The sequence below is a fragment of the Bradyrhizobium sp. ERR14 genome, assembly GCF_014198235.1.
In the GTDB taxonomy this organism is placed as follows: Bacteria; Pseudomonadota; Alphaproteobacteria; order Rhizobiales; family Xanthobacteraceae; genus Bradyrhizobium.
The window spans coordinates 607012-630535 of the sequence record NZ_JACIHD010000002.1 but is presented as its reverse complement, the minus strand read 5'-3'; the positions used below and the strand labels follow the sequence as shown (position 1 = coordinate 630535).

Below are 23524 nucleotides of genomic sequence, written 5' to 3'. Positions count from 1 at the left end.
GTGAACCATGCTGGCTGATCGCATCGAGGCAAAATGGATCGACGCATTTTGCAAGATCTTTGAACGTTGCGCCGTCAAGGCCGGCGATACCGCGGCGATCCTGTCGGAAACCCAGTCGCGTGCGTTGAATGTGCATCTGGCGGAGCTCGCGCTGCTGCGCATGGGCGCGCGGCCGTTTCACGTGGTGATGCCCACACCGCGCAACCGCAACATCGTTCCGGTTCGCTCAACGGGGGCGAGCGAGGCGATCCAGAAGCTTGGGCCAGTCATCAGCGCACTTCAGCAGGCCGGCTTCGTGGTGGATTGCACCATCGAAGGCCTGATGCACGCGGTGGAGACGCCGGAGATCCTCAAGGCCGGCGCACGGATCCTGGTGATCTCGAACGAGCATCCCGAAGCGCTGGAGCGGATGGTGCCGGATCCCGCGCTCGAGAAGCGCGTTCGTGCGGCGGCCAAGATGTTGCGCGGGACCAAGCGGATGCGGGTGACCTCGAAGGCCGGCACCGCGCTCGATGTCGACATGGTCGGAGCGTCCACGGTCGGTGTCTGGGGCTGGACCGACAAGCCCGGCACGCTGGCGCATTGGCCAGGCGGAATCGTCGTCAGCTTCCCCAAGAGCGGGACCATCAACGGCACGCTGGTGATGGCGCCGGGCGACATCAATCTCACCTTCAAGCGCTACCTGACGTCACCTGTGAAGATGACGTTGAAGGACGACTATGTCGTCGAGCTAGAAGGCGAAGGCACGGATGCCGCCATGATGCGCGCCTATCTCGCCGCCTGGGGCGATCGCGAGGCATATGCCGTGTCGCATGTCGGCTTCGGCATGAACCCCGGTGCGCGCTATGAAGCGCTTTCGATGTACGACCAGCGCGACACCAACGGCACCGAGATTCGGGCCGTCTCCGGCAATTTCCTGTTCTCGACCGGCGCGAACGAGTTCGCCGGCCGCTACACGGCGGGGCATTTCGACCTGCCGATGATGGGAACGACCATCGAGCTCGATGGCGTCGCGGTCGTTCGCGAAGGCGTGTTGCAGGACGTCTTCGGCTAATTGCGGTCGAGCACGGGTGGACGCGCAAGGTCGAAATGGCGCAGCAGATCCACCATGGCCTGAAGCCGCTTTACGCGATAGGCGTCAACGTCCATGCCCGAATAGTCGAGAAAGCCGGCACCCGTGCGTAACCCGATCCGACCTTCATGCATGTTGCGTGAGATGACGTCCGGCGCGCGGTAACGGTCGCTGCCAAGCGCGCCTTCGAGATAGCGACTGGCGTAGTACAAGATATCGCCGCCACCCCAGTCGATGAATTCGAGCAGTCCGAGTACGGCGTAGCGGAAGCCAAAACCGTAGCGGATCGCCTTGTCGATCTCCTCGGCACTGGCGACGCCTTCCTCGACCATGCGTGCGGCCTCGTTCATCGCCAGCGCCTGGATGCGCGGAACGATGAAGCCGGGCGTCGCCGCGCAGACGACCGGGACCTTGCCGATGCCTTCGAGCAGTCCCTTGACCTCGGCGACGATTGCCGGATCGGTGGCCTTGCCGGGCGAAACCTCGACCAGCGGAATCAGATAGGCTGGGTTGAGCCAATGCACGTTGAGGAAGCGGCGAGGATTCACGATCGCGCCGGAGAGATCATCGACGAGGATGGTCGACGTCGTCGATGCAATGATCGTGTCCGGGCGGACCTGCCGTGAGGCTGACCCAAGCACCTCGCGCTTGAGCTCGACGACCTCCGGAACCCCTTCGAAAACCATACCGGCCTCGGAGAGTGCTGCCCCGCTCTGGCTGGCGGGCACCACCGAGACGCGCGCGACGAGCGGATCGACATCGGCTTCCGTCAGCAGCCCCAGCTTGGACAGGCTGGCAAAGGTCTTCGCGACCTCGCCGAGCGCGTCCGCCTCCAGCTTGGCAAACTCCTCCGCGGAGCGCGCCTTGACGTCGATCATCGTGACCTGATGCCCAGCGTAGGCGAAAGCGACGGCAATGCCGCGCCCCATGCGGCCAGCCCCCAGACAGACGATGTTGGCGCGATTGGTCATCGGTCAAAATCCATTGCGAAGCAACGTCTGCAATTCAGCCTTGCTGAGATTGTCGAGCCCCAGCGTCTCAAGCGTTCTGCCGCCCTGCGCAAAGTTCTCGCCGCAAATCGCGCCACCGATCGCCAGAAAAGCTTTCGCCAGCGGCGTGGCCACGCCGGCCAGGCCGGCAGCGGAGACCAGCAGCGACAGCCCAAGCCGCAGGTCCTCACGCATATAGCGGTGCTCCGTCAGCACGATCCGCTCGCGCCAGTCGCCGGAATCCGTCAGCCGGTCATGCGAGCCGCGGCCATACATCCAGATCTCGCCTTCTTTCGCATAGTGATGAGCGAGCGGGAAATGCGGTGCGCCGTAACCGAGCGCTTCGCGTACGGCAATCCGCTCGGTGTCGAGCGCGTCGGTCACCCGGCGGATCGCGGCCTGCGTGCCTTCCTTGTGAATGTCCCAACGCTCGAAATGTTCGATTGGACCTGCATTCATCACGATCAGCGGCGGATGGATGATCGGCCCTGCATTCATCAGCGCACCGGACAGCGCGTCTCCGCACGGCTCGATCGTATCGGGGAAAGCGCGTCCGATGACCTCGAGCGCATGCGGTGCCCGGTCGAGCGGGAACACGCCGACTGGAAGCCGTTTGGCGCGGATGGTGATCGCGACCTCGAACGGTCCGTGCTTGCGGGTGAGCCACGGCAATGTGCCGGTTTCGGCAAAGCTTGCCTTGGCCTGGTTCCCAGCTTCCCGCGCGGCCTCTGCGAAGATCATCGAGCCGAATGTCGCTGGCGGCAGAAATACGACCTGACCGTCCCGCAGATGCGGGGCGAGCAGGCGAGCGATATCGGTCTGCGCGAAGGCAGGCGCGGGGCACAGGATCAGCTCGGTGCCGTTGACAGCTTCGGCGATGTCGGTCGTGACCAGCGCGAGCTTGACGTCGTGGCGGCCGTTGTGATCCTTGACCAGGATGCGCGAGCCGGCGGCGCGATGTGCCGCGACTTGACCGGCATCGCGGCGCCAGAGCCGCACTTCATGCCCCGACAGCACAAAATCGCCCGCGGCCGCGAAGGAGCCGTTTCCCCCACCCAGAACTGCAATCTTCAAGATGCTTCTCCTTGCGCGCGCGACTGCGCGTCGAGCTGCTTCAGCAGGAAATGCTGGACCTTGCCCAGCGCGGTGCGCGGCAGGTCGGTGACGAAGACGATATCGCGTGGCACCTTGTAGCGGGCCAGTTGCGTCTGGATGTGTGTCTTGAGTTCATCCGCTTCGAGCCGGGAGCCGGATCTCCGTATCACATAAGCGATCGGCACCTCGTCCCAGCGCGGATCCGGCCGGCCGATCACGGCGCATTCGCTGACGTCAGGATGTTCGAGCAGGACGCGCTCGACCTCGGCCGGATAGACGTTTTCTCCACCTGAAATGATCAAGTTCTTCTTGCGGTCGCGGACCCAGAAATAGCCGTCGGCGTCGCACAGGCCGATGTCGCCGGTGCGATACCAGCCGTCGTGCAACGCATCGCGCGTGGCGTCCGCATTGCCCCAATATTCGAAGAACACATTGGGACCGCGCACCGCGATTTCGCCCGGCGTGCCCGCCGGCAGTTCGTTGCCAGCCTGATCGATGATCTTTGCCTCGCAGCACAGGCCGGCGAGTCCGGTCGATCCCACCCGCGAGAGGTCGCCGCCGAGGCGCGTATAGATCGCGATGGGGCAGGTTTCCGTCGAGCCGTAGACCTGAAGCACCGGGACATCGCGCGCGACGAAACGCTCGATCAGATGCGGCGGCACGATGGTCGAGCCGGTGGCGACGGCGTTGAGTGACGAAAGATCAGTGGCGGCCCAGGCAGGATGTTCGCTCACCGCTTGGATGATTGCAGGCACCATGACCGTGAGTGTCGGCCGCTCCTGTTCGATGGTCGCGAGCGCGGTATCCGGCGTGAAGCGCGCGTGGACCGTGACGGTCGCGCCAAGCTGCAGTGCCGGCGTGGTCTGGATGTTGAGGCCGCCGACGTGGAAGAACGGCAGCACGGTCAGCACGTGATCGTCGGACGACATGTTGTGCATGTGCTGGCTCATGACACCGTTCCAGAACAGCGCCTCCTGGCGCAGCACTGCGCCCTTCGGCCGCCCGGTTGTCCCCGACGTGTAGACGATCAGCAGCGGGCAGGAGAGATCGGTGTGCGGATTTCGGCTGCTGCCGTCGCTGCGCGCCAGCAGGCTTTCGAATGTCGTGCAGCGGGGCGGCGCGAAGTCGAGGCCGACGACGGCAGTCCCCGGCGCGGTCCGGGCGAGCCCGGAAAGAACGCCCTCAAATGCCTGCTCGAGCACCAGCACCTTGGCGCCCGCATCGGTGAGAATGAAGAGCTGCTCGGCGACGGCGAGCCGCCAGTTCAGCGGCACAAGTATCGCGCCAAGTCGCGCGCAGGCGTAGAGCAGAACCAGATAGTCCGGCCGGTTCAGACTCAGAATGGCGACGCGGTCGCCGCGGCCGACGCCGAGCTCCTGCTTCAATGCCGTCGCGGTGTGTTCGATGCGTGCGGCGAACGCCGCATAGCTCAGCCGTTCCCCTTCGAAGGCAATGGCTGTCTTGTCTGGCGCGAACGCCGCGTTGCGATCGATCAGACTGCAGAGGTCCACCGTCAGTCGTCCGTCTCGCCGGTCTCATACAGCGCCTCGCGTCCGATCCGGTCGAGGCAGAGTTCGGCAGTCCAGGGCAGCATCAGCGAGCCGCAGCGGCTGTCGCGATAGATCCGCTCCAGCGGCAGCGAGCGAAGCATGGCCTGGCCGCCGCAGGTGCGGATCGCGAGCGCGGCGAGCTCGTTGGCACCCTCCATCACCGAATATTGCGCGGCGTAGGCCCGCAGCACCTGCTCCTTGCTCGGATTGGCGCAGGCTTCGGTGACGGCCTGGAACCAGATCGCCTTGATCTGCTCGAGCTTGATCTGCATCTGCGCGACCGCGATCTGCTTGGTCGGATACATCCGCCGCTTGACCGGCGGCATGCCCGGCACTTCGCCGCGCAGATAGCGCACGGTGAAGTCATAGGCGGCTTGAGCCAGGCCCATATAGGTCGGCGACAACGTCAGGAACATGTGCGGCCAGCGCATCGCGGCCTGGAAATAGACGCCGCGCGGCATCAGTGCAGAGTCGGTCGGCACGAACACGTCCTTGAACAGAAGCGTCCGTGAAACCGTTCCGCGCATGCCGAGCGGGTCCCAGTCACCGACGACCGAGACGCCTTCGGACTTGGCTGATATCGCGAGGTAAAGCGTGTTGCGGCGAGACGCCTTCTCGCCTTCCTCGATCTCGGTGCAGAGCACGCCGTAATAGTCGGCGTGGCCGGAGAGCGATGCAAAAATCTTCTTGCCGTTGACGATCCAGCCGCCCTCGACGGGCCTTGCTTCCGTGCCGAAGGCGACACCGCCTGCGGCGGCCGCTCCGCCCTCGGAGAAGGGTTGCGAATAGATCGCACCGTCCTCGACGATGCGCTTGTAGTGAACCGCGCGCCGCCGCTCGTGCTCGGCGCGGGTGTCCGCGTCCATGTCGAGATCGTCGGCGAGCGGCCCCGACCACAGGGTCGAGCACACGTGCATGTTCCAGGTCAGCGCGGTCGCGCCGCAATAGCGGCCGATCTCGGCAGCCGCCAAAGCATAGGTCTGGTAGTTCGCGCCGAGCCCGCCATGTTTCTTGGGCACGGCAATGCCGAGCAGACCGACGCGGTGCAGGTCGCGATAATTCTCGATCGGGAAGGTCGCCTCGCGATCGTAGGTCGCAGCGCGAGCGGCGAACACGCTTTGGCCGATCTCCCTTGCGCGGGTGATGATGCCGGCCTGCTCGTCGCCGAGGCGGAATGCAACGGGATCGAAGATCGGCGCATCCAGTGCAACCTTGTCGGTCGTGCCGATCGTCTTGCTGACTTGCATGGTCATTGCGCAGTCACCTTACGCTTTGGTCGCGAGAGAGTTCAGGAACCGGCCGAGGGCCTCGTCGAAGGCCTCGGGGCACTCGAGGTTGGCGAGATGGCCGACGCCGGCGAGCTCGACATATTCGGCACCAGGGATGTAGCTCGCCGTCTTTGCCATCATCGGCGCGGGCGCATTGTTGTCCTTGGAACCCGACAGCAACAGCGTGGGGACGGAAATATTCGCAAGCGTGCTGCGCTGATCGAAGCCGATCAGAGCCAGCATCATGGCACGATAGCTTGCTTCGGGCACGCTCCCCATGCATTCGCGTGCAAGCTCCATCCCGTTCGGATCGGGATCGTCGCCGACAAGCTCCTTCACCAGCGAGGGCGCCAGTGACTTCATCGTCTCCCCGCGATCGAGCGGCCCGAGCCGTGCCGCGATGAACGATTTCTGCCACTCGCCGTCGGCCTTGCCGAAGGCAGGGCTGGTCTGCGCCAGCACGACCGCGCGTGCCAGCTTTGGAGATTGCACCAGCCATTTCTGCACGATCATGCCGCCGATCGAGTGACCGACCAGGATGGGTCTGGCCGCGCCGAGTTGTTCGATGAATTGCTGGAGTGCCTCCGCCAGGGCAGCAATACTGACGCTGGCGAGCGGCGCCGATCTGCCGTAGCCCGGCATATCCCATGCAATTGCGCGGAAGCCGCCGCCGAACGTGGCAAGTTGCCGCCGCCAGGCCCGCGCTGCACCGCCGATGCCGTGCAGGAAAATGAGAGGTGTCGCATTCGGATCGCCCGCGGCTTCATAGGCGAAGCGTCCGTCCTTTGTTATCATTGGCACAGGCTGCGACACGCGACATCCTTTTGCTTGGCCCTTGATGCTAACAGGCCTGTGGGGGATGGGAAGCGATAATTTTATACTTAAAGCAATTTTCGGGCCGCCCTCTCGTGTCGTGACGAGCGCCGCTTTCGTTGCAAAAATTTGAAGGTTAAAATATATCGGAGGAACGATCATTGGATCCGAGGGAGCCTGCGCATGTCCGGATTGCCGCACTCGCCGCACGCACTGGTGACCGGTGGTGGCCGCGGCATCGGCCGCGCGATCGCGGCGTCTCTTGTCGGTGCCGGGGCCATCGTGACGGTGCTTGGCCGGAATGCCGCGACTCTTGCGGAGGCGGTCGACGCCGGCGCCGCGCATTTTGCGGCCGTTGCCGATGTTTCGGACGAAACGTCGTTGAAGGCCGCTATTAGCGAGGCCAGCGCGCGGCAGCCGATTGATATCCTGATTGCCAATGCAGGCAGCGCCGAATCGGCGCCATTCGCGAAGTCGGACGCCGCTCTTTTTGCGCGCATGATGGATGTCAATTTCATGGGCGTTGTCCACGCCGCCCGTGCTGTGCTGCCGGGCATGAAAGATCGTCCCTATGGCCGAATTGTCGCGGTCGCGTCGACGGCGGGGTTGAAGGGCTACGCCTATGTCAGCGCATACAGCGCGGCCAAGCATGCCGTGATCGGTCTGGTGCGCTCCCTTGCCATCGAGATGGCCGGAAGCAATATCACCGTGAACGCTGTGTGTCCGGGCTTCACCGACACCGATCTCGTCGCCGGCAGCATCGAGAACATCATGACCAAGACGGGGCGTAGTCGCGAGCAGGCGATCGCAGAGCTTGCGAAACACAATCCGCAAGGACGCCTGATCGCGCCTCGGGAAGTGGCAGACGCGGTGCTCTGGTTGTGCGGCGAGGGCGCCGGCGCGATCACCGGGCAGGCGATTGCCGTGGCCGGGGGCGAGGTCTAGCGTGAATGGCGCAGGCGCGGAACAACGAAGCCAAGGAGATCGCATGAGCAGACCAGCAAATCCCGTCACCATTCCGCTCGCGGACTATTCGCCGCAGCACTTCGTGCTGGCGGTGGTCGACGGCGTCGCGACGGTCACGCTCAACCGGCCCGAACGAAAGAATCCGCTGACGTTTGAAAGCTACCGGGAACTGACCGATTTCTTCCGCGCTTGCGCCTTCGACGACGAGGTCAAATCCATCGTCGTCACCGGCGCTGGCGGCAATTTCTCGTCCGGTGGTGACGTGTTCGAGATCATCGGCCCGCTGGTAAAGATGGACACCAAGGGGCTGACGGCCTTCACGCGGATGACCGGCGACCTCGTCAAGGCGATGCGGGCCTGCCCGCAGCCGATCATAGCCGCGGTCGAGGGCATCTGTGCCGGGGCTGGTGCGATCGTCGCCATGGCCTCGGACATGCGTCTCGCGGCGAGCGGGGCCAAGGTCGCGTTCCTGTTCAACAAGGTGGGCCTCGCCGGTTGCGACATGGGCGCCTGCGCGATCCTGCCGCGGATCATCGGACAGTCCCGCGCCTCCGAGCTGCTCTATACCGGCCGGTTCATGACCGCGGAAGAGGGTGAGCGCTGGGGCTTCTTCAGCCGCATCGTGACGTCGGAGCAGGTGCTGTCCCAGGCGCAGGTCCTGGCCAAGCAGATCGCGGAAGGGCCTACCTTCGCCAACACCATGACCAAGCGGATGCTGGCGATGGAATGGGCCATGTCGGTGGAGGAGGCGATTGAGGCGGAAGCCGTTGCCCAGGCCCTGTGCATGACCACGGCCGATTTCGAGCGCGCCTTCGAGGCCTTCGCCAACAAGGTCAAGCCGGTCTTCAGGGGCGACTAACGGCGTCTTTGTCCGAGCCGGCCAGCAACGGGGGACTTGCGCGAAATTATTTTAGGCTTAAAATAGTTTCATGGCCGGGTGAATTGGCGAGGCTCCCATGAAAGTCGCGATCATCGGTGGCGGACCTGCGGGTCTTTACGCTGCGATCCTGCTCAAGAAGCAGCGCCCGGGCGCCGACATCACGGTGTATGAGCGCAATCGGGCCGACGACACCTTCGGCTTCGGCGTGGTGTTCTCGGATGCCACGCTGGACAATTTTGAAAAACACGATCTGCCGAGCTATCGCCGCATCACCCAGGAGTTCGCCTACTGGGATGACATCGCCGTGCATTTCCGCGGCACGGTCCACCGGGTCGGCGGTAACGGCTTTTGCGGCTGCTCGCGGCGCAAGCTGCTCCTGATCCTTCAGGAGCGGGCCCGCGAGCTTGGCGTCGTCCTGCATTTCGAGGTGGACGTCGACGACGAATCCCGCTTCGCCGATGCCGATCTCGTCCTGATCGCCGACGGCATCAACAGCCGCTTCCGCGAGAAATACATCGATCATTTCCAGCCAGAGGTCGACCTCCGCTCCAACAAGTTCGCCTGGATGGGCTCGACCAAGCCGCTCGATGCCTTCACCTTCATCTTCCAGGAGACCGAGTGGGGGCCGTTCATCGCCCACGCCTATCAGTATGAGGCCGGACACTCGACCTGGATCTTCGAGACCGATCCCGAGACGTTCGAGCGGGCTGACCTCACGGGGCTGGACGAGACCCAGTCCGCCGCGCGGATGGCCGAGATTTTTGGCTGGTTCCTCGATGGGCACAAGCTGCTCATCAACCGTTCGATGTGGCGCAATTTCCCGATGATCCGCAGCAAGCGCTGGGTCAAGGACAACATGGTGCTGCTCGGCGATGCCAAGGCGAGCGCGCATTTTTCGATCGGCTCCGGCACCAAGCTCGCGATGGAAGACGCGATTGCGCTGGCCGATGCGATGGAGAAAGCTCCCAGCATCAAGGCGGCGCTTGATGTCTACGAGCAGGGCCGCCGTGAGGAGGTCGAGAAGACGCAGCACGCCGCCGACGTCTCGCTGGTCTGGTTCGAGCATGTCGACCGCTTCTGGAATTTTGATCCCGTGCAGTTTGCCTTCGGCGTGATGACGCGCTCGAAGGCGATCACCTATGACAATCTCAAGCTACGCGCGCCCGATTTCGTGGCCGAGGTCGAGAAGTCATTTGCCAAACAGGTTCGCGACAGCGGCTTCGACGTCGACATCAAAAAGCCGGCGGTGCCGTTGTTCCAGCCGTTCCGCCTGCGCGAGATGGAGGTCGCCAACCGCGCCGTGATGTCGCCGATGTGCATGTATTCGGCGAAAGAGGGCGTGCCGACCGACTTCCACCTCGTGCACTATGGATCGCGTGCGATCGGCGGCGCCGGACTCATCTTCACGGAGATGACCTGCGTCAGCCGCGATGCCCGGATCACGCCGGGCTGTGCCGGTCTGTGGAACGACGAGCAGGAGGCGGCGTGGCGGCGCATCGTGGACTTTGTCCACGGCAATTCGGCCGCGAAAATCTGCCTGCAACTCGGCCATGCCGGCCGCAAGGGTGCGACCAAGCTGATGTGGGACGGCATGGATCGCCCGCTGGACGAAGGCGGCTGGGACGTGTTCTCCGCATCGCCACTACCCTATTTCCCCGACAGCCAGGTGCCGCGCGAGCTCGATCGCGCCGGCATGAACGCGGTGCGAGACTCTTTCGTCGCGGCGGCCGAGCGCGGCGAGCGCTGCGGCTTCGACATGCTGGAGCTGCACTGCGCCCACGGCTATCTGCTCGCCAGCTTCATCTCGCCGCTGACGAACACCAGGACGGACGAATACGGCGGCTCGCTCGACAACCGTCTGCGCTTCCCGCGCGAGATCTTCGAGGCGCTCCGCGCGGTCTGGCCGTCGCACAAGCCGATGTCGGTACGTATCTCCGCGACCGATTGGGCTGACGGCGGCATCACCGGCGACGATGCGGTGGCGGTTGCGCGCGCTTTCGCCGAGGCTGGTGTCGATCTCGTCGACGTCTCGACGGGACAGACGGTCCGCGACGCGCAGCCGATCTACGGCCGCATGTTCCAGACGCCGTTCTCGGATCAGGTCCGCAACGAGGCACGCGTCGCCACGATGTGCGTCGGCAACATCACGACCGCGGACCAGGCCAATACCATCCTGGCTGCTGGCCGGGCGGATCTCGTGGCGCTTGGGCGGCCGCATCTGGTCGATCCGTTCTTCACCATGAGGGCGGCGGCCTGGTACGGGGCAGAAAGCGCATTCTGCCCGCCCCAATATCTGCCCGGGAAGGATCAAATTTTCCGCAACAGCGTCCGCGACCGCCAGGATCTGGAGGAGCTGCGCATTAAGGCTAAGCCCAAGACCCGGGCCGAGCTCAAGGCGGAGGCGACAAAGCCGCTTGCGGCGGAGTAACCGCCCGTGCGACGTTAACCTCATTGCCTGGCATATTTCGAGTGGAGTAAGGGCGATGAAGGCGATTATCGTCGGTGGCGGTATCGGTGGTCTCACCACGGCGCTGATGCTGCGTTCGCGTGGCATCGGATGCGAGATCTTCGAGCAGGCTGACACCATTCGTGAGCTCGGCGTCGGCATCAATACGTTGCCGCACGCCATGCGCGAGCTTGCCGGACTCGGCCTGCTCCAGAAGCTCGACGATGTCGCGATCCGCACCGATCAGCTTTACTATCTCAACCGCCACGGCCAGGAGGTCTGGCGCGAAGCCCGCGGCATCGACGCCGGTCACGACGTGCCCCAATTCTCGATTCATCGCGGCCGGCTTCAGGGCGTCATCCATCGCGCGGTCGAGGAGCGGCTCGGAGTGGATGCAATCCACACCGGCTGCCGCCTCGGCGCCTTCACGCAGGACGAGGGCGGCGTCACCGCTTACTTCTTCGATCGTGCCGGCGCGCATGTCCACACCGCGCGCGGCGACATCCTGATCGGTGCCGATGGCATTCATTCACGCGTCCGCGAGACGTTGTTCCCAAATGAAGGTCCGCCGTGCTGGAACGGCTTGATGCTGTGGCGCGGTGCGCGCGACTGGCCGCTGTTCCTCACCGGCAAATCGATGATCGTGGCCGGCGGCCTCAATGCCAAGGTGGTGATCTATCCGATCGCGGAGGGATCGAGCCCGGCGAGCCGCCTGACCAACTGGGCCGTGCTGGTGAAGGTGGGCGAGGGCAATGCGCCACCGCCGCGGAAGGAAGACTGGTCGCGGCCGGGCCGCCGCGAGGAGTTGATGCCGCACGTCGCCCGCTTCTCGGTGCCTTATGTCGACGTCAAAAGCCTGATCTCGGCGACGCCCGAATTTTACGAATATCCGACCTGCGACCGCGATCCGTTGCCCTACTGGTCGTCAGGACGTGTCACGCTGCTCGGCGATGCCGCGCACCCCATGTATCCGGTCGGCTCCAACGGGGCGTCGCAGGCGATCCTCGATGCGCGCTGCCTTGCGGACGCGCTGGTGCGCGCCGAGCATCCGCGCCAGGCTCTGCTCGAATACGAGAAGAAGCGCCTGCCGATGACGGCCGATATCGTCCGCTCCAACCGGCGCGGCGGCCCTGAAGGCGTCATCGACGCCGTCGAGCAGCTCGCCCCCGACGGCTTTGACAATGTCGACAATGTGCTGAGCTATTCCCAGCGCGAGGCCATCGTGCGCGGCTATGCCACCAAGGCAGGCTTCGCCGCCGTGCCGGGGCTTGCGGCGGTGCGCGCTTGAGACTTGCCGCTAGCCAGCGCCGGGAGGCGGCGGCAGGAAGTGGATGTTGAACTCGGCGGCCATCGCCACCACGTCCTCCGGCTTCTGTTCCTTCATGTTGTGAAGGCCCCAGAACAGGTCGAACAGCTTCTTGGTCGGTGACACCCAGAACAGCACCTTTGCGGTCTGCTCCGACTTGTTGAAGATGCCGTGCGGCACGCCCATGCCGAGGCGGATCAGGTCGCCGGCGGTCGCCTGCGACTCGGAATTGCCCAGCATGAAGTCGAGCTTGCCCTCCAGCATGTAGAGATATTCATCCTGGTCGGGATGAATGTGCGGCGGCACGAACGTGCCCGGCGGCAATGTCGCGTGCCAGGAGAAGCTGTGCTCGGTCTTGCTCTTCGGCACGTAGGTTTGACCGAGGATGTTCCAGGAAATGCCCTGGATCCCCTCGTTGGCCCGGGTAATGCCGGTGATCTCGCTGCTCATTGAAGTCCTCCCTTAACGCGACGCGCGGCTTAGTTCGCCGCCTTGCAGTCCTTGGCGTAGCGGTCGCCGTAATTCTCGAAGACCTTCTGCACGATCTCGGTCTGGAACTTACCGTCCGGACGCTTGGCGACCTTGGTCAGGTAGAAGTCCTGGATCGGATAGCCGTTGGCGTTGAACTTGAAGGTGCCGCGCAGCGAGGTGAAGTCGGCCTTCTTCAGCGCGGCCTGGACCGCGTCCTTGTTCGACAGGTCGCCCTTCACGGCCTTGACCGCGCTGTCGATCAGCATCGCGGCGTCATACGCCTGGAAGGCGTAGGTGCCGGGCACGACGTTATAGGCGGCCTCGTAGGACGCGACGAACTTCTTGTTCTGGGGATTGTCGAGATTGGGCGCCCAGTTGGCGCCGCCAAACATGCCGACGGCCGCATCCTGCTGCGCCGGCAGCGTCGATTCATCCACCGTGAACGCCGAGAGCACCGGAATGCTGTCGGCGAGGCCGGCCTGCCGGTACTGCTTGACGAGATTGACGCCGAGGCCGCCCGGCATGAACGTGAAGAGCGCATCGGGCTTTTGCGAGGAGATCTTGGAAAGCTCCGGCTGGAAGTCCAGGGTGTTCAGCGGCATGTAGGATTCCTCGACGATCTCGCCCTTGTAGTCGAGCTTGAATCCCGCCACCGAATCCTTGCCGGCCTGATAGTTCGGCACCATCAGGTACATGCGCTTGTAGCCGCGATCCTGCGCGACCTTGCCGAGGATCTCGTGCACCTGATCGTTCTGATACGAGGTCACATAGAAGAACGGGTTGCAGTCCTTGCCGGCAAAGGTCGACGGGCCGGCGTTGGGGCTGATCAGAAAGGTCTTCGATTCCGTCACGGGCCGGTGGATCGCCTGCAGGATGTTGGAGAAGATCGGGCCGATCACGAAGTCGACCTTGTCGCGTTCGAGCAGACCCTTGACCTTGGTCACCGCCGCGTCCGGCTTCAGTTCGTCATCGACCACGACGACCTCGACGTCACGGCCGCCCATCTTGCTGCCGAGGTCCTTTACTGCGAGCGCAAAGCCGTCGCGAACCTGTTGGCCAAGCGCTGCGGCGGGTCCCGACAGGGTCACGATCACCCCGAGCTTGATCTTCTCCTGGGCGAGGGCGGGGGTCATGGCGGTGCCGAGCAGCAGGGCTGTTGCGGCCAAGGTCAATTGCGTCTTCATGATCTGTCCCCCGTGACATCAGGGCTTGCGTTGCAAGCCGCGTACTCTGATCCAAGCTTATGCTGATGATGGCGGCCGCGGCAAGCAGCGCTCAAAGTGTCGTCATCCCGCGGGCAGCGGCGCATGCAAGCGGCGCGCCAATTATTTGAAGCCTAAAGAAATTGGCGTGCGGTCGATTGTTGCAGCTTTGGACTTGCGGCCGGCGTCGATTTATTTGAAGCTCAAAATGTTGGGGAATCCGTGCCGGCGCCAATGCCCGCCGAGAGTGAACGCACCGAGATGCTCGATTCCGAGACCAAGGCCGTCGAAACGCCGGAAGACCATGCCGACGAGCTTCGGCTGTGGCTGCGCCTTCTGACCTGCACCACCCTGATCGAGGGCGAGGTTCGCGGCCGGCTGCGGCAGCGGTTCGACGTCACGCTGCCCCGCTTCGATTTGATGGCGCAGCTCGACAAGGCGCCTGACGGCATGACGCTGTCCGATGTCTCCAAGCGCATGATGGTGTCGAACGGCAATGTCACCGGTCTCGTCGAGCGCCTCGTGGAATCCGGCCATCTCGATCGCCGGACCTCGGAGACGGATCGCCGGGTCCAGGTGATCCGCCTCACGAAACTCGGTCGCGCCGAGTTCCGCAAGATGGCTGCGGAGCACGAGACCTGGATCGCCGATCTCTTCGCCGACCTCTCGCCGAAGGATGTGCGCGAATTGATGCGGCTGCTCGCCAAGACCAAGGCGTCGGCGCAGAAATCGGCCGCGCGCCGCCGGCCGTAAGCGCCGCCGCCCAATCCCTTTTGCCGCAGGAAAAAGCACGGAATGCCCAAAATCCGCTATTGCGCCAAATTGTTTTAAGCCTAAAATGTTTCCCAGATCGTGCTGCCGGGTGCAATCCATGCTGAAAGGAGCGTGCGATGGCCAACGCCGCCAAGATTCAAGTGTCGGGCTCGCATGACGGAAACGCTGCGACGGCCCATGTCGATACGTTTGCGCGGCAGCATCTGCCGCCACGCGAGCTCTGGCCCGAGTTCATCTTCACGCGGCCGGAGCTGCACTATCCGCCGCGACTGAACTGCGTCAGTTATTTCCTCGACCGCTGGGTCGAGCAGGGCCATGGCGATGCGCCCTGCGTCATCAGTCCCGCCGTCAGCTACACCTATCGCGAGCTGCAAGCGCTGGTGAACCGCATCGCCAACGTGCTGGTCGGCAAGCTCGGTCTCATCCCCGGCGGTCGCGTGCTGCTACGCTCCGCCAACAACCCGATGATGGTTGCGACCTATCTCGCAGTCATCAAGGCCGGTGGCATTGTCGTGGCCACGATGCCGCTCTTGCGCGCCAAGGAGCTGTCCTACCCGATCCAGAAGGCGGAGATTGCGCTCGCGCTGTGCGACGGAAAGCTCGCCGAGGAGATGGAGAGGGCAAAGGCTGCGGCGCCAATTCTCAAGCGAGTTGTTTATTGGGGCAATGGCGCGGCGGACTCGCTCGAAGCGCTCAGCGCTGACGCGAGCCCGGAGTTCAAGGCCGTCGATACCGCCTCCGACGACGTCTGTCTGATCGCCTTTACGTCCGGCACGACAGGCGATCCCAAGGGCACCATGCATTTCCACCGCGACATGCTCGCGGTCTGCGACGGCTATGCGCGCAACATCCTGCGAGCCGAACAGAAGGATCGCTTCGTCGGCTCGGCGCCGCTCGCGTTCACCTTCGGCTTCGGCGGCGTGCTGTTTCCGATGCATATCGGCGCCTCCTTCGTGGTGCTGGAGAAGACGACGCCCGACGACGTGCTGACGGCAATCGAGCAATACAAGACCACGGTCTGCTTCACGGCGCCGACCGCTTACCGGGCGATGATCGGCAAGCTGCCGGGCCGCGACATCTCCTCGCTTCGCAAATGTGTTTCCGCGGGCGAGACGCTGCCCAAGCCGACCTTCGACGCCTGGCTCAAGGCGACCGGGATCAAGCTGATGGACGGCATCGGCTCGACTGAATTGCTGCACATCTTCATCAGCGCGACCGAGGACGAGATCCGCCCCGGCGCAACGGGCAAGCCCGTGCCGGGCTATGAGGCCAAGATCGTCGATGATGACGGCCATGATTTGCCGCCGGGCACGATGGGGAACCTCGCGGTGCGCGGGCCGACCGGATGCCGCTATCTCGCCGACGAGCGGCAGCGCAAATACGTCAAGAATGGCTGGAATATCACCGGCGACACCTACCTGATGGATAGCGACGGCTATTTCTGGTACCAGTCTCGCTCCGACGACATGATCGTGTCGGCCGGCTACAATATCGCGGGCACCGACGTCGAGGCGGCGCTGCTCACGCATCCGGCGGTCGCCGAGTGCGGCGTGGTCGGTGCCCCCGACGAGGCGCGCGGCATGATCGTGAAGGCCTATGTCGTCGCGACGCCCGGCGTGACACCGGACGCAGAGCTCGTGACCGAGTTGCAGGAACATGTCAAACGCGAGATCGCGCCGTATAAATATCCGCGTGCCATCGAATTCGTGACGCAACTACCCAAGACCGAGACCGGAAAATTGAAGCGCTTTGCCCTGCGGCAACTGGCGCAGGCCGCCGCAACGTCCTCAGGCGTCGCGGCGGAATGAGAAGAGGATGAAGAATTGTCTGTGACGACGCCGAAAGGCCCGCAACTCGCGGTGCTGCCGACAGCAGCCGAGGATGACACCCGCTCGCGGGTGCAGGTGCTCCAGCCGTCGGGGTGGCCGATGCCGAAGGGCTACGCCAATGGCATGGCCGCTGAGGGGCGCATCGTCGTCACGGGCGGGGTGATCGGCTGGGATGCCGAAGAGCGTCTTGCCGACGGCTTTGTCGCACAGGTCGGGCAGACCTTGAGCAACATCGCCGCGATCTTGGCCGAGGCAGGCGCGAGGCCCGAGCACCTCGTCCGGTTGACCTGGTATGTCGTCGACATGGACGAGTACCTGTCCAACCTGAAGGAGCTCGGCAAGGTCTACCGTGCCATCTTCGGCGCAAATTACCCGGCGATGGCGCTGGTGCAGGTGGTGCGCCTCGTGGAGAAGGCGGCGCGCGTCGAGATCGAGGCCACTGCCGTCATTCCGCACTGAATCGCGCTTGGCTCAGCTCGCCTTGTCAGCTGGCCTTGGCGAGCTCGTCGTCCTCGGGCGAGTTCAGATAGACGCCCGACATGGTGTCGACCCAGCACAGATGGTCGTGCACCTTCTTCACGCCATCGACGTTCTCGGCTGCGACGATCGCGGCCTGCCGCGTGCGCTCTTCGGTGATGACGCCGCTGAGGTGAACGATGCCGTCGCGGACGATGACGTTCAGCCCGAACGGGCACCAGTCGTTCTTCTCCATGGTGTCGATGATGCGGCTGCGAATGTGGTCGTCATCCGCCGTCGGATCACGCACTTCGCGGGCGAGCCCCGCCACCGCCTGCAGCAGATTGGCGCGGGATACGATCCCGACGACCTTGTCGCCGCGCACCACCGGCAGCCGCTTCACGTTGTTCCGCTCCATGAGGTCGACGATCTCGGCGAGCGCCGTATCCTCCGTGATGGTGACGACCGTGTCGGTCATCACCTCCGCGACCTTGCGGCCGTGCTCGTGGACGAAATCGCTGGCCGACTTGCCCGGACCAAGGATGAACCGCAGCCAGCGTCCGCGCTTGCGCCCGGTGCCGATTTCGCTGCGGCGGATGAAATCTCCTTCCGACACGACGCCGACCAGCTTGCCGGTATCGTCGACCACCGTGAGACCGCTGACATGCCGCTTCAGCATGATATTTGCCGCCTCGACGATGCTTGTGTCGGGGGTAACCGAGATGACCGACCGGGTCATGATCTGGTGGGCGCGCATGGACAACTCCGCTGGCTCTATCGAAATTCAATGCGCGAAAACTAGCGCGGACATCAGGGTGCGGCTTGACTCAGGTCAATCGGACGAGGCCGTCCGTCCTGATTAAGCAATCGTGATCCGCGCCCCGGATTTGATGCAGCTCAACGCCTCTGCGAAGCCTCGTCATATCCTGCTGCCGACCTAGACCAGAAGCCCCTCGGGAACATTGAGCCATGAGCGTCGTGCAGATCTTTCCACGGGCCGAAGTGCCGGCGGCGCAGGCTCTTCCCGTCAATCCCGTCGCTGCTCCCGAAGCCTCGACGGTGAGCCCCGAAACACCCGCCGGAATGCCTGCCGCCGCCGATCCTCCGCCTGCATCGGAGCCATATCCTCTCGACCGCGCATTTCACGCGATGCTGGCGCGATTCACAGGCGGGATTTCGCCGCTGGCCTTGTCGCTGGCCTGGCTCGACTGGAGTTCGCATCTGGCTGCGGCGCCGCAGCGCCAGATGGAGATTGTCCGCAGCATCCTGCGCGACACCGGCCGGCTGGCGGAAGCCGCCGCGCACGCGGCGTCACCGGAGCAAAAGCCGTGGTCTGTGATCCAGCCGCAGGGACGCGATCGCCGCTTCAGCGGACCGCAATGGGAGACCGCGCCGTTCAATCTGCTGGCGCAGGCATTTCTGCTCACAGAGCGCTGGTGGCGGGATGCGGCGACCGGCGTGCGCGGCGTGTCGCACGCCAATGAGGCCATTGTCGAGTTCTCGATGCGCCAGATGCTTGACATGCTGGCGCCGTCGAATTTCGCGGCGACCAATCCGAAGGTCCTGGAGAAGGCGTTCCAGAGCGGCGGCGAGAACTTTGTCTTCGGTTGGCAGAACTGGTGCAGTGACTTGATGCGCCTGCTGTCCGCCTCGAAACTGGCGGACGGCGAGCAGTTTGTGGTCGGCAGGTCGGTGGCGGCGTCGCCCGGCAAGGTCGTCTACCGTAACGCGCTGATCGAGCTGATCCAATACCATCCGACCACGGCGCAGGTGCGACCAGAGCCGATCCTGATCGTGCCGGCCTGGATCATGAAGTACTACATCCTCGATCTCTCGCCGCAGAACTCGCTGGTCAGATATCTGACCGGTCAGGGTTTCACCGTGTTCGCGATCTCCTGGCGCAACCCGGATGCGGCGGATCGGGATCTCGCCTTCGACGACTATCGCAGGCTGGGGGTCATGGCGGCGCTGGACATGATCGGCCGCGTTATTCCGGGTCGGAAGACCCATGCGCTCGGCTATTGTCTGGGAGGTACATTGCTGTCGATCGCTGCCGCCGCAATGGAGCGCGACGGTGATAAGCGCCTTGGCACCGTTACTCTCCTTGCCGCCCAGACAGACTTCACCGAGGCCGGAGAGCTGACGCTCTTCATCAATGAGAGCCAGGTCGCCTTTCTCGAAGACATGATGTGGCAGCGCGGTTACCTCGACACGACCCAGATGGCCGGCGCCTTTCAGCTGCTGCGCTCCAACGAACTGATCTGGTCGCGGCTGTCGCACGACTATCTGATGGGTGAGGGCGCGCCACCGAGCGATCTGATGGCGTGGAACGCGGACGCAACGCGGCTGCCTTACCGCATGCATTCGGAATATCTGCGAAAGCTGTTCCTCGACAACGATCTGGCCGGCGGGCGCTATCACGTCGGCGGCAGGAACGTTTCGCTGTCCGATATTCACGCCCCGATGTTCGTGGTCGGCACGCTGGCCGATCACGTGGCGCCGTGGCGATCCGTCTACAAGATTCACTATCAGGTCGATGCCGACGTGACGTTCCTGTTGACGAGTGGCGGCCACAATGCCGGCGTCGTCGCGCCTCTCGACGAGCCCGGCCACAGTTATCAAGTGCTGAGCAAGGCCGAGGACGCGCCCTATGTCGGTGCGGACGAGTGGCTGAAGCTGGCTCCGCGCGTTGAAGGGTCGTGGTGGCCGGAATGGACCAAATGGCTGGCGGCGCGCTCCGGTGCGCCCTGCGATCCGCCACCGATCGGGCTTGGAGACGCTCCCGGCCTGCCCGATGCGCCAGGGGACTACGTCCACACTTAAGCCTCCGGCTCGGAATTCGGTGCGAGGTCCGAGGAGCGGAAGGGTTTGGTCTTGTCCAGTTTGCGGTAGGCCGTTGACGCCGTCCGCAACAGCTTCTTTTCCCGTTTGCGGTTGCGGAATCGATTGCCGGCTTCGAGGCCGGCGCCGTTCAACGACGCCGCCAGCGCCTGTCCCCGCGCATCGTCGTTCAATCGTCCGAGCGACCGTTGCGCCTTGCGCAATTTCTTGAGGATGGATTTCTGTTTCGTCAGCGATTCATCGGCGAACAGGTCCTGGAGCGACTCGATCGAATAGGTCAGCCGCTTGTTGAGAATCCGCAGCTTGTGGCGCTTCTCGACGTCGAGCTTGCGGAGTTTTCGCGCCTTCTTGAGCAGCGCCGTCTCCCACTCGGTCAGCCGCTCCGTCGCGTGATAGGCGAGCGTGCAGCGGCGCAATCGTATGGCTTCCTTGCTGCGCCGGGTCGACCAGGGGCCGCTCTCGATCCAGGTCGAGGTCTGCTCGACAAGGCGGCGATACCGCGCGGATTGCAGCGCGCGCGCCAGCAGGCGGTGGCTCTCGGCGCGCTTTTCGTCCCAACGCTGAAGCTCGGCGACCACCGCGAGATTGTCGCCACTCTCGGCGACGATCCGCTCGATCGCCACGTCGAGATCCCGTACCATGCCGAGCTGACCGTTCAGCCATTTTAGCTCGGCCCAGACCTTCGGGCGCAGGGCGTCGTCGACTATCGGCGAGAAGAAGCGGATGGCAGTTCGCAGATGCGTCAATGCGATCCGGATCTGGTGCAGCGCGTCGGGATCGCCGCGGCAGGTGCCGTCATGCTGGGCGAGCACGGCATCGAGGTGACGGCGCGCGATGATGCGGAACGCCGTATCGCAGGCCATGCCGGGGCTGAGGCGGCCGGGCAGGGCATTGCGCCGCGCCGCCGGCGTGGCGCGAACGGCCGTCGAGGTCGTGGTGGGTCGCGCCATCTTTGTCCGCGCCAATCAGATTGCCTTATTTGCTTTCAGCGATCGCGTCCCGGCAGTTCTGGAGCGTCTGCGCTTGTGTCCCGGATGCATCGATGGTCGCCCAGCCGACGTGACCGATATTATAGTGCTCTTGCCGCGCAGCAACCTCTTGCGTGGCGTCGGATGCGTCTCCCCGGCGACTTCCGATCCGCATCTGCCGGGTCGCGAGGTCCGCAACCAGAAACAGGCCGTTCAGGGGCACATTGCGCTCCCGCGCCAGTGTGGCGATCGCGTCCCGTTCGTCCTCACGGGCGAATACGCCGTCGATGATCGCCGAATGGCCCTGCGCCAGCACCCGCCGGGCGTGCTGAACCAGCGTGTCGTAGACGCGGGCCGCGTGCTCCGGCGTGTAGGCGGACGGCGGCAGGCGGTGCGTGTCCTCGACCCCGAACATCTGCTTGCGGACGAGGTCGCTGCGCAGCACGATTGCTCCCGGGGGCGGTGCGACGACGGGCGCGAGCGCGAGCGCCAGGACCGTCTTGCCGGTGCCTGACAGGCCGCCGACCGCAATCAGGCGCGGAGCAGGAGGATGGATCAGCTTCCTGGCGAGGTCAAAATAACGCTGTGCCTGGTCAAGGATGCCGGGGTCATCGGAATGCGGCGGCTTCAGCCGTGCCAGGGCCACCTGGGCGCGGATCGCCGCCCGGATGGACATCAACAGCGGCAGGGCCGAGAGCGCGTCGAGATTGTCGGCCGGCGTCACGGCGAGATAGCGGTTCAGGACGATGTTGGCCGCATCTGGCTGATCGTGGTGCAACAGGTCCATCAGCGTGAATGCGAGATCGTAAAGCACGTCGACGGTTGCCATCTGCGCATCGAACTCGATGGCGTCGAACAGCACCGGCCGGTCGTCGATCAGAACGATGTTTGCGAGATGCAGATCGCCATGGCAGCGGCGCACGAAGCCTTGACCGCCGCGCTCTGCGAGCAGCGGACGAACACGCGAAAATGCCTCGTGGGAGGCTTTGCCGAGCTTCTCGACGTCTGCCGCGTTGAAATGGCCGCCGGTCCGCAGGCCGTGACTGTTGCCGTGGATCAGGGCGGGGATGGAGGCGACCCATGCGTCGCCGTCGGCGCGTGTCGCCGCGCCGTGGGAAGCGACGATCGCGTCGGCGGCAGCCGAGGCAAGGGCTGCATCCAGCGGGCCGGCCTTTGCCAGATGATCGAGCGTCCGGTTTTCGTCGAAGCGCGCCATCTCCACCGCATACTCGATCGGCCGGCCGGGACCGTCGACCTGCACCGAGCCGTCCGCCTCCTCGGTGATCGCCACGACCCGGTGGTAGATCTGCGGCGCCAGCGGCCGGTTGATCCGGATTTCCTCCTCGCAGGCCGCCTTGCGCTTCTCGAGCGTCGAATAATCGAGGAAGGGAAACTGCACGGCGCGCTTGATCTTCAACGCGCGCTTGCCGTCGAGGAACACGGAAGCTGCGTGCGTATCGATCCGCCTCACGTCAGGATGCACGGCAGAATCGGTTAGAGCCGCAAAGATCCGGTCCTGGGTCGCAGAATCGTTTGTCATTCCCGCTGGCACATCCAGATGCGTCGGAAGGCGGCCCGTCCGCCGACCAAGGTAATCCTTAGAAGCAGATCGCGGCTAGTCCTTGACGTCGGTTAACGCCAGTTACTGGTGGACTGGACGAGGTTTTCTTGGCTTGACGAGGATCAAGCCTCTCGACCAAAGCCGGCCTATTGTGGCGGCCAAGGAGAATCCCGATGCCCATCAAGGATGTCTTTCTGCCGCTTGTCGGCCAGCCGCGCGGATCGGCCCTGGTTGCGATCGAGAAATGTGTGGCCGTCGCCGCCGACCTCGGCGCCAGGATCACGGCGCTCGCGCTCGAGGAAGACGTTTTCGAGCGGCCGAAAGTGATGCTGCCCTATGACCGCGATTCCGCGGAGGCCGGCAGTTCGCGTGAGGCGAACGACACGCAGCAGCTCCTCAATGCCTTCACCAATGCGGCGTCCCGCGCCAACATTCGCGCCCAGAGCCGAACGGGCAAGGTGCCGGCGGACGAGATCGCGGCGATCCTGGCCGAGCATGCCCGTTTCAGCGATCTCACGCTGTTTCCCGTGAAGCCGCACGACAGCCGAACGGAGCACATCATCGAAACTTTCCTGTTCGAATCCGGGCGGCCGCTGCTGCTCTGCCCGGAGCAGCATGCGGAGCAGTTGCGGCCGGAATTCGAGAACGTCATGATCGCCTGGGATCATTCTGCCCGCGCTGCGCGTGCGGTCGGCGACGCCTTGCCGATTCTTCAGGCCGCCAGCGTGGTCCGTGTGGTGACGGTAACGCAGGACAGGGATGACGCAGTCGTGCAATCCGGCGCGGCTCTCGTCGATCATCTCAGGGAACACGGGGTCTATGCCTCCTTCGAAACGGTGACCGGCAACGGCAGCTCGATCGGCAAGGTACTGGGAAGCTGGGCGAATTCCCACGGCATGGATGCGATCGTGATGGGCGCCTACCATCATTCACGCCTGAACGAGATCGTGTGGGGCGGTGTGACAAAGACCGTCATTGGCCAGCCACCGTGCTGGGTTATGATCTCGCACTAGGCTCGCCATCTTCCCAGCCTGATC

At 64.2% G+C, this 23524-nt stretch carries 20 protein-coding genes; 10 read left to right on the top strand and 10 right to left on the bottom strand.

All coding sequences use genetic code 11. The features are described from left to right. The first annotated feature begins 7 nt into the window (after positions 1 to 7). Complete coding sequence (locus tag GGD62_RS09120; protein WP_183708103.1) at positions 8 to 1054, top strand: peptidase M29; 1047 nt, start codon at positions 8 to 10, stop codon at positions 1052 to 1054. Here the strand turns inward: GGD62_RS09120 and GGD62_RS09115 are convergent. From GGD62_RS09115 to GGD62_RS09095, 5 genes are read right to left on the bottom strand one after another with little or no spacing between them, the layout of a single operon-like run. After that, a complete protein-coding gene (locus GGD62_RS09115; protein WP_183708101.1) occupies positions 1051 to 2043 on the bottom strand; it encodes a 3-hydroxybutyryl-CoA dehydrogenase in 993 nt (330 codons plus the stop codon). The two genes, GGD62_RS09120 and GGD62_RS09115, sit on opposite strands and share 4 nt — an antisense overlap. Positions 2044 to 2046: 3 nt before the next feature. Continuing rightward, on the bottom strand, positions 2047 to 3135 hold the full coding sequence (locus tag GGD62_RS09110; RefSeq protein WP_183708099.1) for an NAD/NADP-dependent octopine/nopaline dehydrogenase family protein: 1089 nt from the start codon (positions 3133 to 3135) through the stop codon (positions 2047 to 2049). Beyond that, positions 3132 to 4667, bottom strand: coding sequence for a class I adenylate-forming enzyme family protein (locus GGD62_RS09105; protein ID WP_183708097.1), 1536 nt, complete (start codon positions 4665 to 4667; stop codon positions 3132 to 3134). Before GGD62_RS09105 ends, GGD62_RS09110 begins: the two co-directional genes overlap by 4 nt. Before the next feature lie 2 nt (positions 4668 to 4669). Then, the gene (locus GGD62_RS09100; protein ID WP_018319238.1) at positions 4670 to 5959 is read right to left on the bottom strand and encodes an acyl-CoA dehydrogenase family protein; all 1290 of its coding nucleotides are present in this window, start codon (positions 5957 to 5959) and stop codon (positions 4670 to 4672) included. Positions 5960 to 5971: 12 nt separating this feature from the next. Next, positions 5972 to 6787 (bottom strand): alpha/beta fold hydrolase, encoded by an 816-nt coding sequence (locus GGD62_RS09095; protein ID WP_183708251.1) that lies wholly within the window; start codon positions 6785 to 6787, stop codon positions 5972 to 5974. Positions 6788 to 6970: 183 nt separating this feature from the next. Here GGD62_RS09095 and GGD62_RS09090 point away from each other — a divergent pair, with 183 nt between their 5' ends. The 4 genes from GGD62_RS09090 (at position 6971) to GGD62_RS09075 (ending at position 12367) form a co-directional block, all read left to right on the top strand. Further along, positions 6971 to 7732 carry an SDR family NAD(P)-dependent oxidoreductase gene (locus GGD62_RS09090; protein WP_183230275.1) on the top strand — a complete coding sequence of 254 codons (762 nt, stop codon included), beginning with the start codon at positions 6971 to 6973 and terminating at the stop codon, positions 7730 to 7732. Positions 7733 to 7775: 43 nt separating this feature from the next. Further along, entirely contained in the window at positions 7776 to 8612 is an 837-nt protein-coding gene (locus tag GGD62_RS09085) for an enoyl-CoA hydratase family protein (protein WP_018319240.1), read from the top strand. A 97-nt stretch (positions 8613 to 8709) separates the two neighbouring features. Next, positions 8710 to 11061 (top strand): bifunctional salicylyl-CoA 5-hydroxylase/oxidoreductase, encoded by a 2352-nt coding sequence (locus GGD62_RS09080; RefSeq protein ID WP_183708095.1) that lies wholly within the window; start codon positions 8710 to 8712, stop codon positions 11059 to 11061. Between the two features lie 55 nt (positions 11062 to 11116). Continuing rightward, the gene (locus tag GGD62_RS09075; protein WP_179735651.1) at positions 11117 to 12367 is read left to right on the top strand and encodes a flavin-dependent oxidoreductase; all 1251 of its coding nucleotides are present in this window, start codon (positions 11117 to 11119) and stop codon (positions 12365 to 12367) included. 9 nt (positions 12368 to 12376) lie between these two features. On the opposite strand, the gene GGD62_RS09070 is transcribed toward GGD62_RS09075, so the two are convergent. Both GGD62_RS09070 and GGD62_RS09065 read right to left on the bottom strand, forming a co-directional pair. Further along, a complete protein-coding gene (locus GGD62_RS09070; RefSeq protein WP_018319243.1) occupies positions 12377 to 12835 on the bottom strand; it encodes a cupin domain-containing protein in 459 nt (152 codons plus the stop codon). Between the two features lie 29 nt (positions 12836 to 12864). After that, complete coding sequence (locus GGD62_RS09065; RefSeq protein ID WP_183708093.1) at positions 12865 to 14040, bottom strand: ABC transporter substrate-binding protein; 1176 nt, start codon at positions 14038 to 14040, stop codon at positions 12865 to 12867. 252 nt (positions 14041 to 14292) lie between these two features. Here GGD62_RS09065 and GGD62_RS09060 point away from each other — a divergent pair, with 252 nt between their 5' ends. The 3 genes from GGD62_RS09060 to GGD62_RS09050 all read left to right on the top strand — a co-directional run bounded on the left by GGD62_RS09060 (position 14293) and on the right by GGD62_RS09050 (position 17120). Continuing rightward, positions 14293 to 14811: a MarR family winged helix-turn-helix transcriptional regulator gene (locus GGD62_RS09060; RefSeq protein WP_018319244.1), complete on the top strand. Its 519-nt coding sequence runs from the start codon at positions 14293 to 14295 to the stop codon at positions 14809 to 14811. A gap of 137 nt (positions 14812 to 14948) precedes the next feature. After that, a complete protein-coding gene (locus tag GGD62_RS09055) occupies positions 14949 to 16640 on the top strand; it encodes a benzoate-CoA ligase family protein (protein ID WP_183235360.1) in 1692 nt (563 codons plus the stop codon). 21 nt (positions 16641 to 16661) lie between these two features. Next, on the top strand, positions 16662 to 17120 hold the full coding sequence (locus tag GGD62_RS09050) for a RidA family protein (protein WP_409333938.1): 459 nt from the start codon (positions 16662 to 16664) through the stop codon (positions 17118 to 17120). A gap of 25 nt (positions 17121 to 17145) precedes the next feature. Here GGD62_RS09050 and GGD62_RS09045 read toward each other — a convergent pair whose 3' ends face one another. Then, the gene (locus tag GGD62_RS09045) at positions 17146 to 17874 is read right to left on the bottom strand and encodes a CBS domain-containing protein (RefSeq protein WP_092260888.1); all 729 of its coding nucleotides are present in this window, start codon (positions 17872 to 17874) and stop codon (positions 17146 to 17148) included. 212 nt (positions 17875 to 18086) lie between these two features. Here GGD62_RS09045 and GGD62_RS09040 point away from each other — a divergent pair, with 212 nt between their 5' ends. Beyond that, the gene (locus tag GGD62_RS09040; RefSeq protein WP_183708089.1) at positions 18087 to 19940 is read left to right on the top strand and encodes an alpha/beta hydrolase; all 1854 of its coding nucleotides are present in this window, start codon (positions 18087 to 18089) and stop codon (positions 19938 to 19940) included. Here GGD62_RS09040 and GGD62_RS09035 read toward each other — a convergent pair. Next, positions 19937 to 20908, bottom strand: a complete 972-nt coding sequence (locus tag GGD62_RS09035; protein ID WP_183708087.1) for a CHAD domain-containing protein — start codon at positions 20906 to 20908, stop codon at positions 19937 to 19939. The two genes, GGD62_RS09040 and GGD62_RS09035, sit on opposite strands and share 4 nt — an antisense overlap. A 25-nt stretch (positions 20909 to 20933) precedes the next feature. Beyond that, a complete protein-coding gene (locus tag GGD62_RS09030) occupies positions 20934 to 22466 on the bottom strand; it encodes a bifunctional aminoglycoside phosphotransferase/ATP-binding protein (protein WP_183708085.1) in 1533 nt (510 codons plus the stop codon). Between the two features lie 194 nt (positions 22467 to 22660). Between GGD62_RS09030 and GGD62_RS09025 the strand changes: the two genes are divergently transcribed. After that, a complete protein-coding gene (locus GGD62_RS09025) occupies positions 22661 to 23500 on the top strand; it encodes a universal stress protein (RefSeq protein ID WP_183257333.1) in 840 nt (279 codons plus the stop codon). Positions 23501 to 23524: the final 24 nt, after the last annotated feature.

Bases quoted from the DNA above. Each gene is read 5' to 3' on its own strand.
- GGD62_RS09120 (WP_183708103.1), top strand. From the start codon at position 8: ATGCTGGCTGATCGCATCGAGGCAAAATGGATCGACGCATTTTGCAAG.
- GGD62_RS09115 (WP_183708101.1), bottom strand. From the start codon at position 2,043: ATGACCAATCGCGCCAACATCGTCTGTCTGGGGGCTGGCCGCATGGGG.
- GGD62_RS09100 (WP_018319238.1), bottom strand. From the start codon at position 5,959: ATGACCATGCAAGTCAGCAAGACGATCGGCACGACCGACAAGGTTGCA.
- GGD62_RS09090 (WP_183230275.1), top strand. From the start codon at position 6,971: ATGTCCGGATTGCCGCACTCGCCGCACGCACTGGTGACCGGTGGTGGC.
- GGD62_RS09085 (WP_018319240.1), top strand. From the start codon at position 7,776: ATGAGCAGACCAGCAAATCCCGTCACCATTCCGCTCGCGGACTATTCG.
- GGD62_RS09080 (WP_183708095.1), top strand. From the start codon at position 8,710: ATGAAAGTCGCGATCATCGGTGGCGGACCTGCGGGTCTTTACGCTGCG.
- GGD62_RS09075 (WP_179735651.1), top strand. From the start codon at position 11,117: ATGAAGGCGATTATCGTCGGTGGCGGTATCGGTGGTCTCACCACGGCG.
- GGD62_RS09070 (WP_018319243.1), bottom strand. From the start codon at position 12,835: ATGAGCAGCGAGATCACCGGCATTACCCGGGCCAACGAGGGGATCCAG.
- GGD62_RS09065 (WP_183708093.1), bottom strand. From the start codon at position 14,040: ATGAAGACGCAATTGACCTTGGCCGCAACAGCCCTGCTGCTCGGCACC.
- GGD62_RS09060 (WP_018319244.1), top strand. From the start codon at position 14,293: ATGCCCGCCGAGAGTGAACGCACCGAGATGCTCGATTCCGAGACCAAG.
- GGD62_RS09055 (WP_183235360.1), top strand. From the start codon at position 14,949: ATGGCCAACGCCGCCAAGATTCAAGTGTCGGGCTCGCATGACGGAAAC.
- GGD62_RS09045 (WP_092260888.1), bottom strand. From the start codon at position 17,874: ATGCGCGCCCACCAGATCATGACCCGGTCGGTCATCTCGGTTACCCCC.
- GGD62_RS09040 (WP_183708089.1), top strand. From the start codon at position 18,087: ATGAGCGTCGTGCAGATCTTTCCACGGGCCGAAGTGCCGGCGGCGCAG.
- GGD62_RS09035 (WP_183708087.1), bottom strand. From the start codon at position 20,908: ATGGCGCGACCCACCACGACCTCGACGGCCGTTCGCGCCACGCCGGCG.
- GGD62_RS09030 (WP_183708085.1), bottom strand. From the start codon at position 22,466: ATGACAAACGATTCTGCGACCCAGGACCGGATCTTTGCGGCTCTAACC.
- GGD62_RS09025 (WP_183257333.1), top strand. From the start codon at position 22,661: ATGCCCATCAAGGATGTCTTTCTGCCGCTTGTCGGCCAGCCGCGCGGA.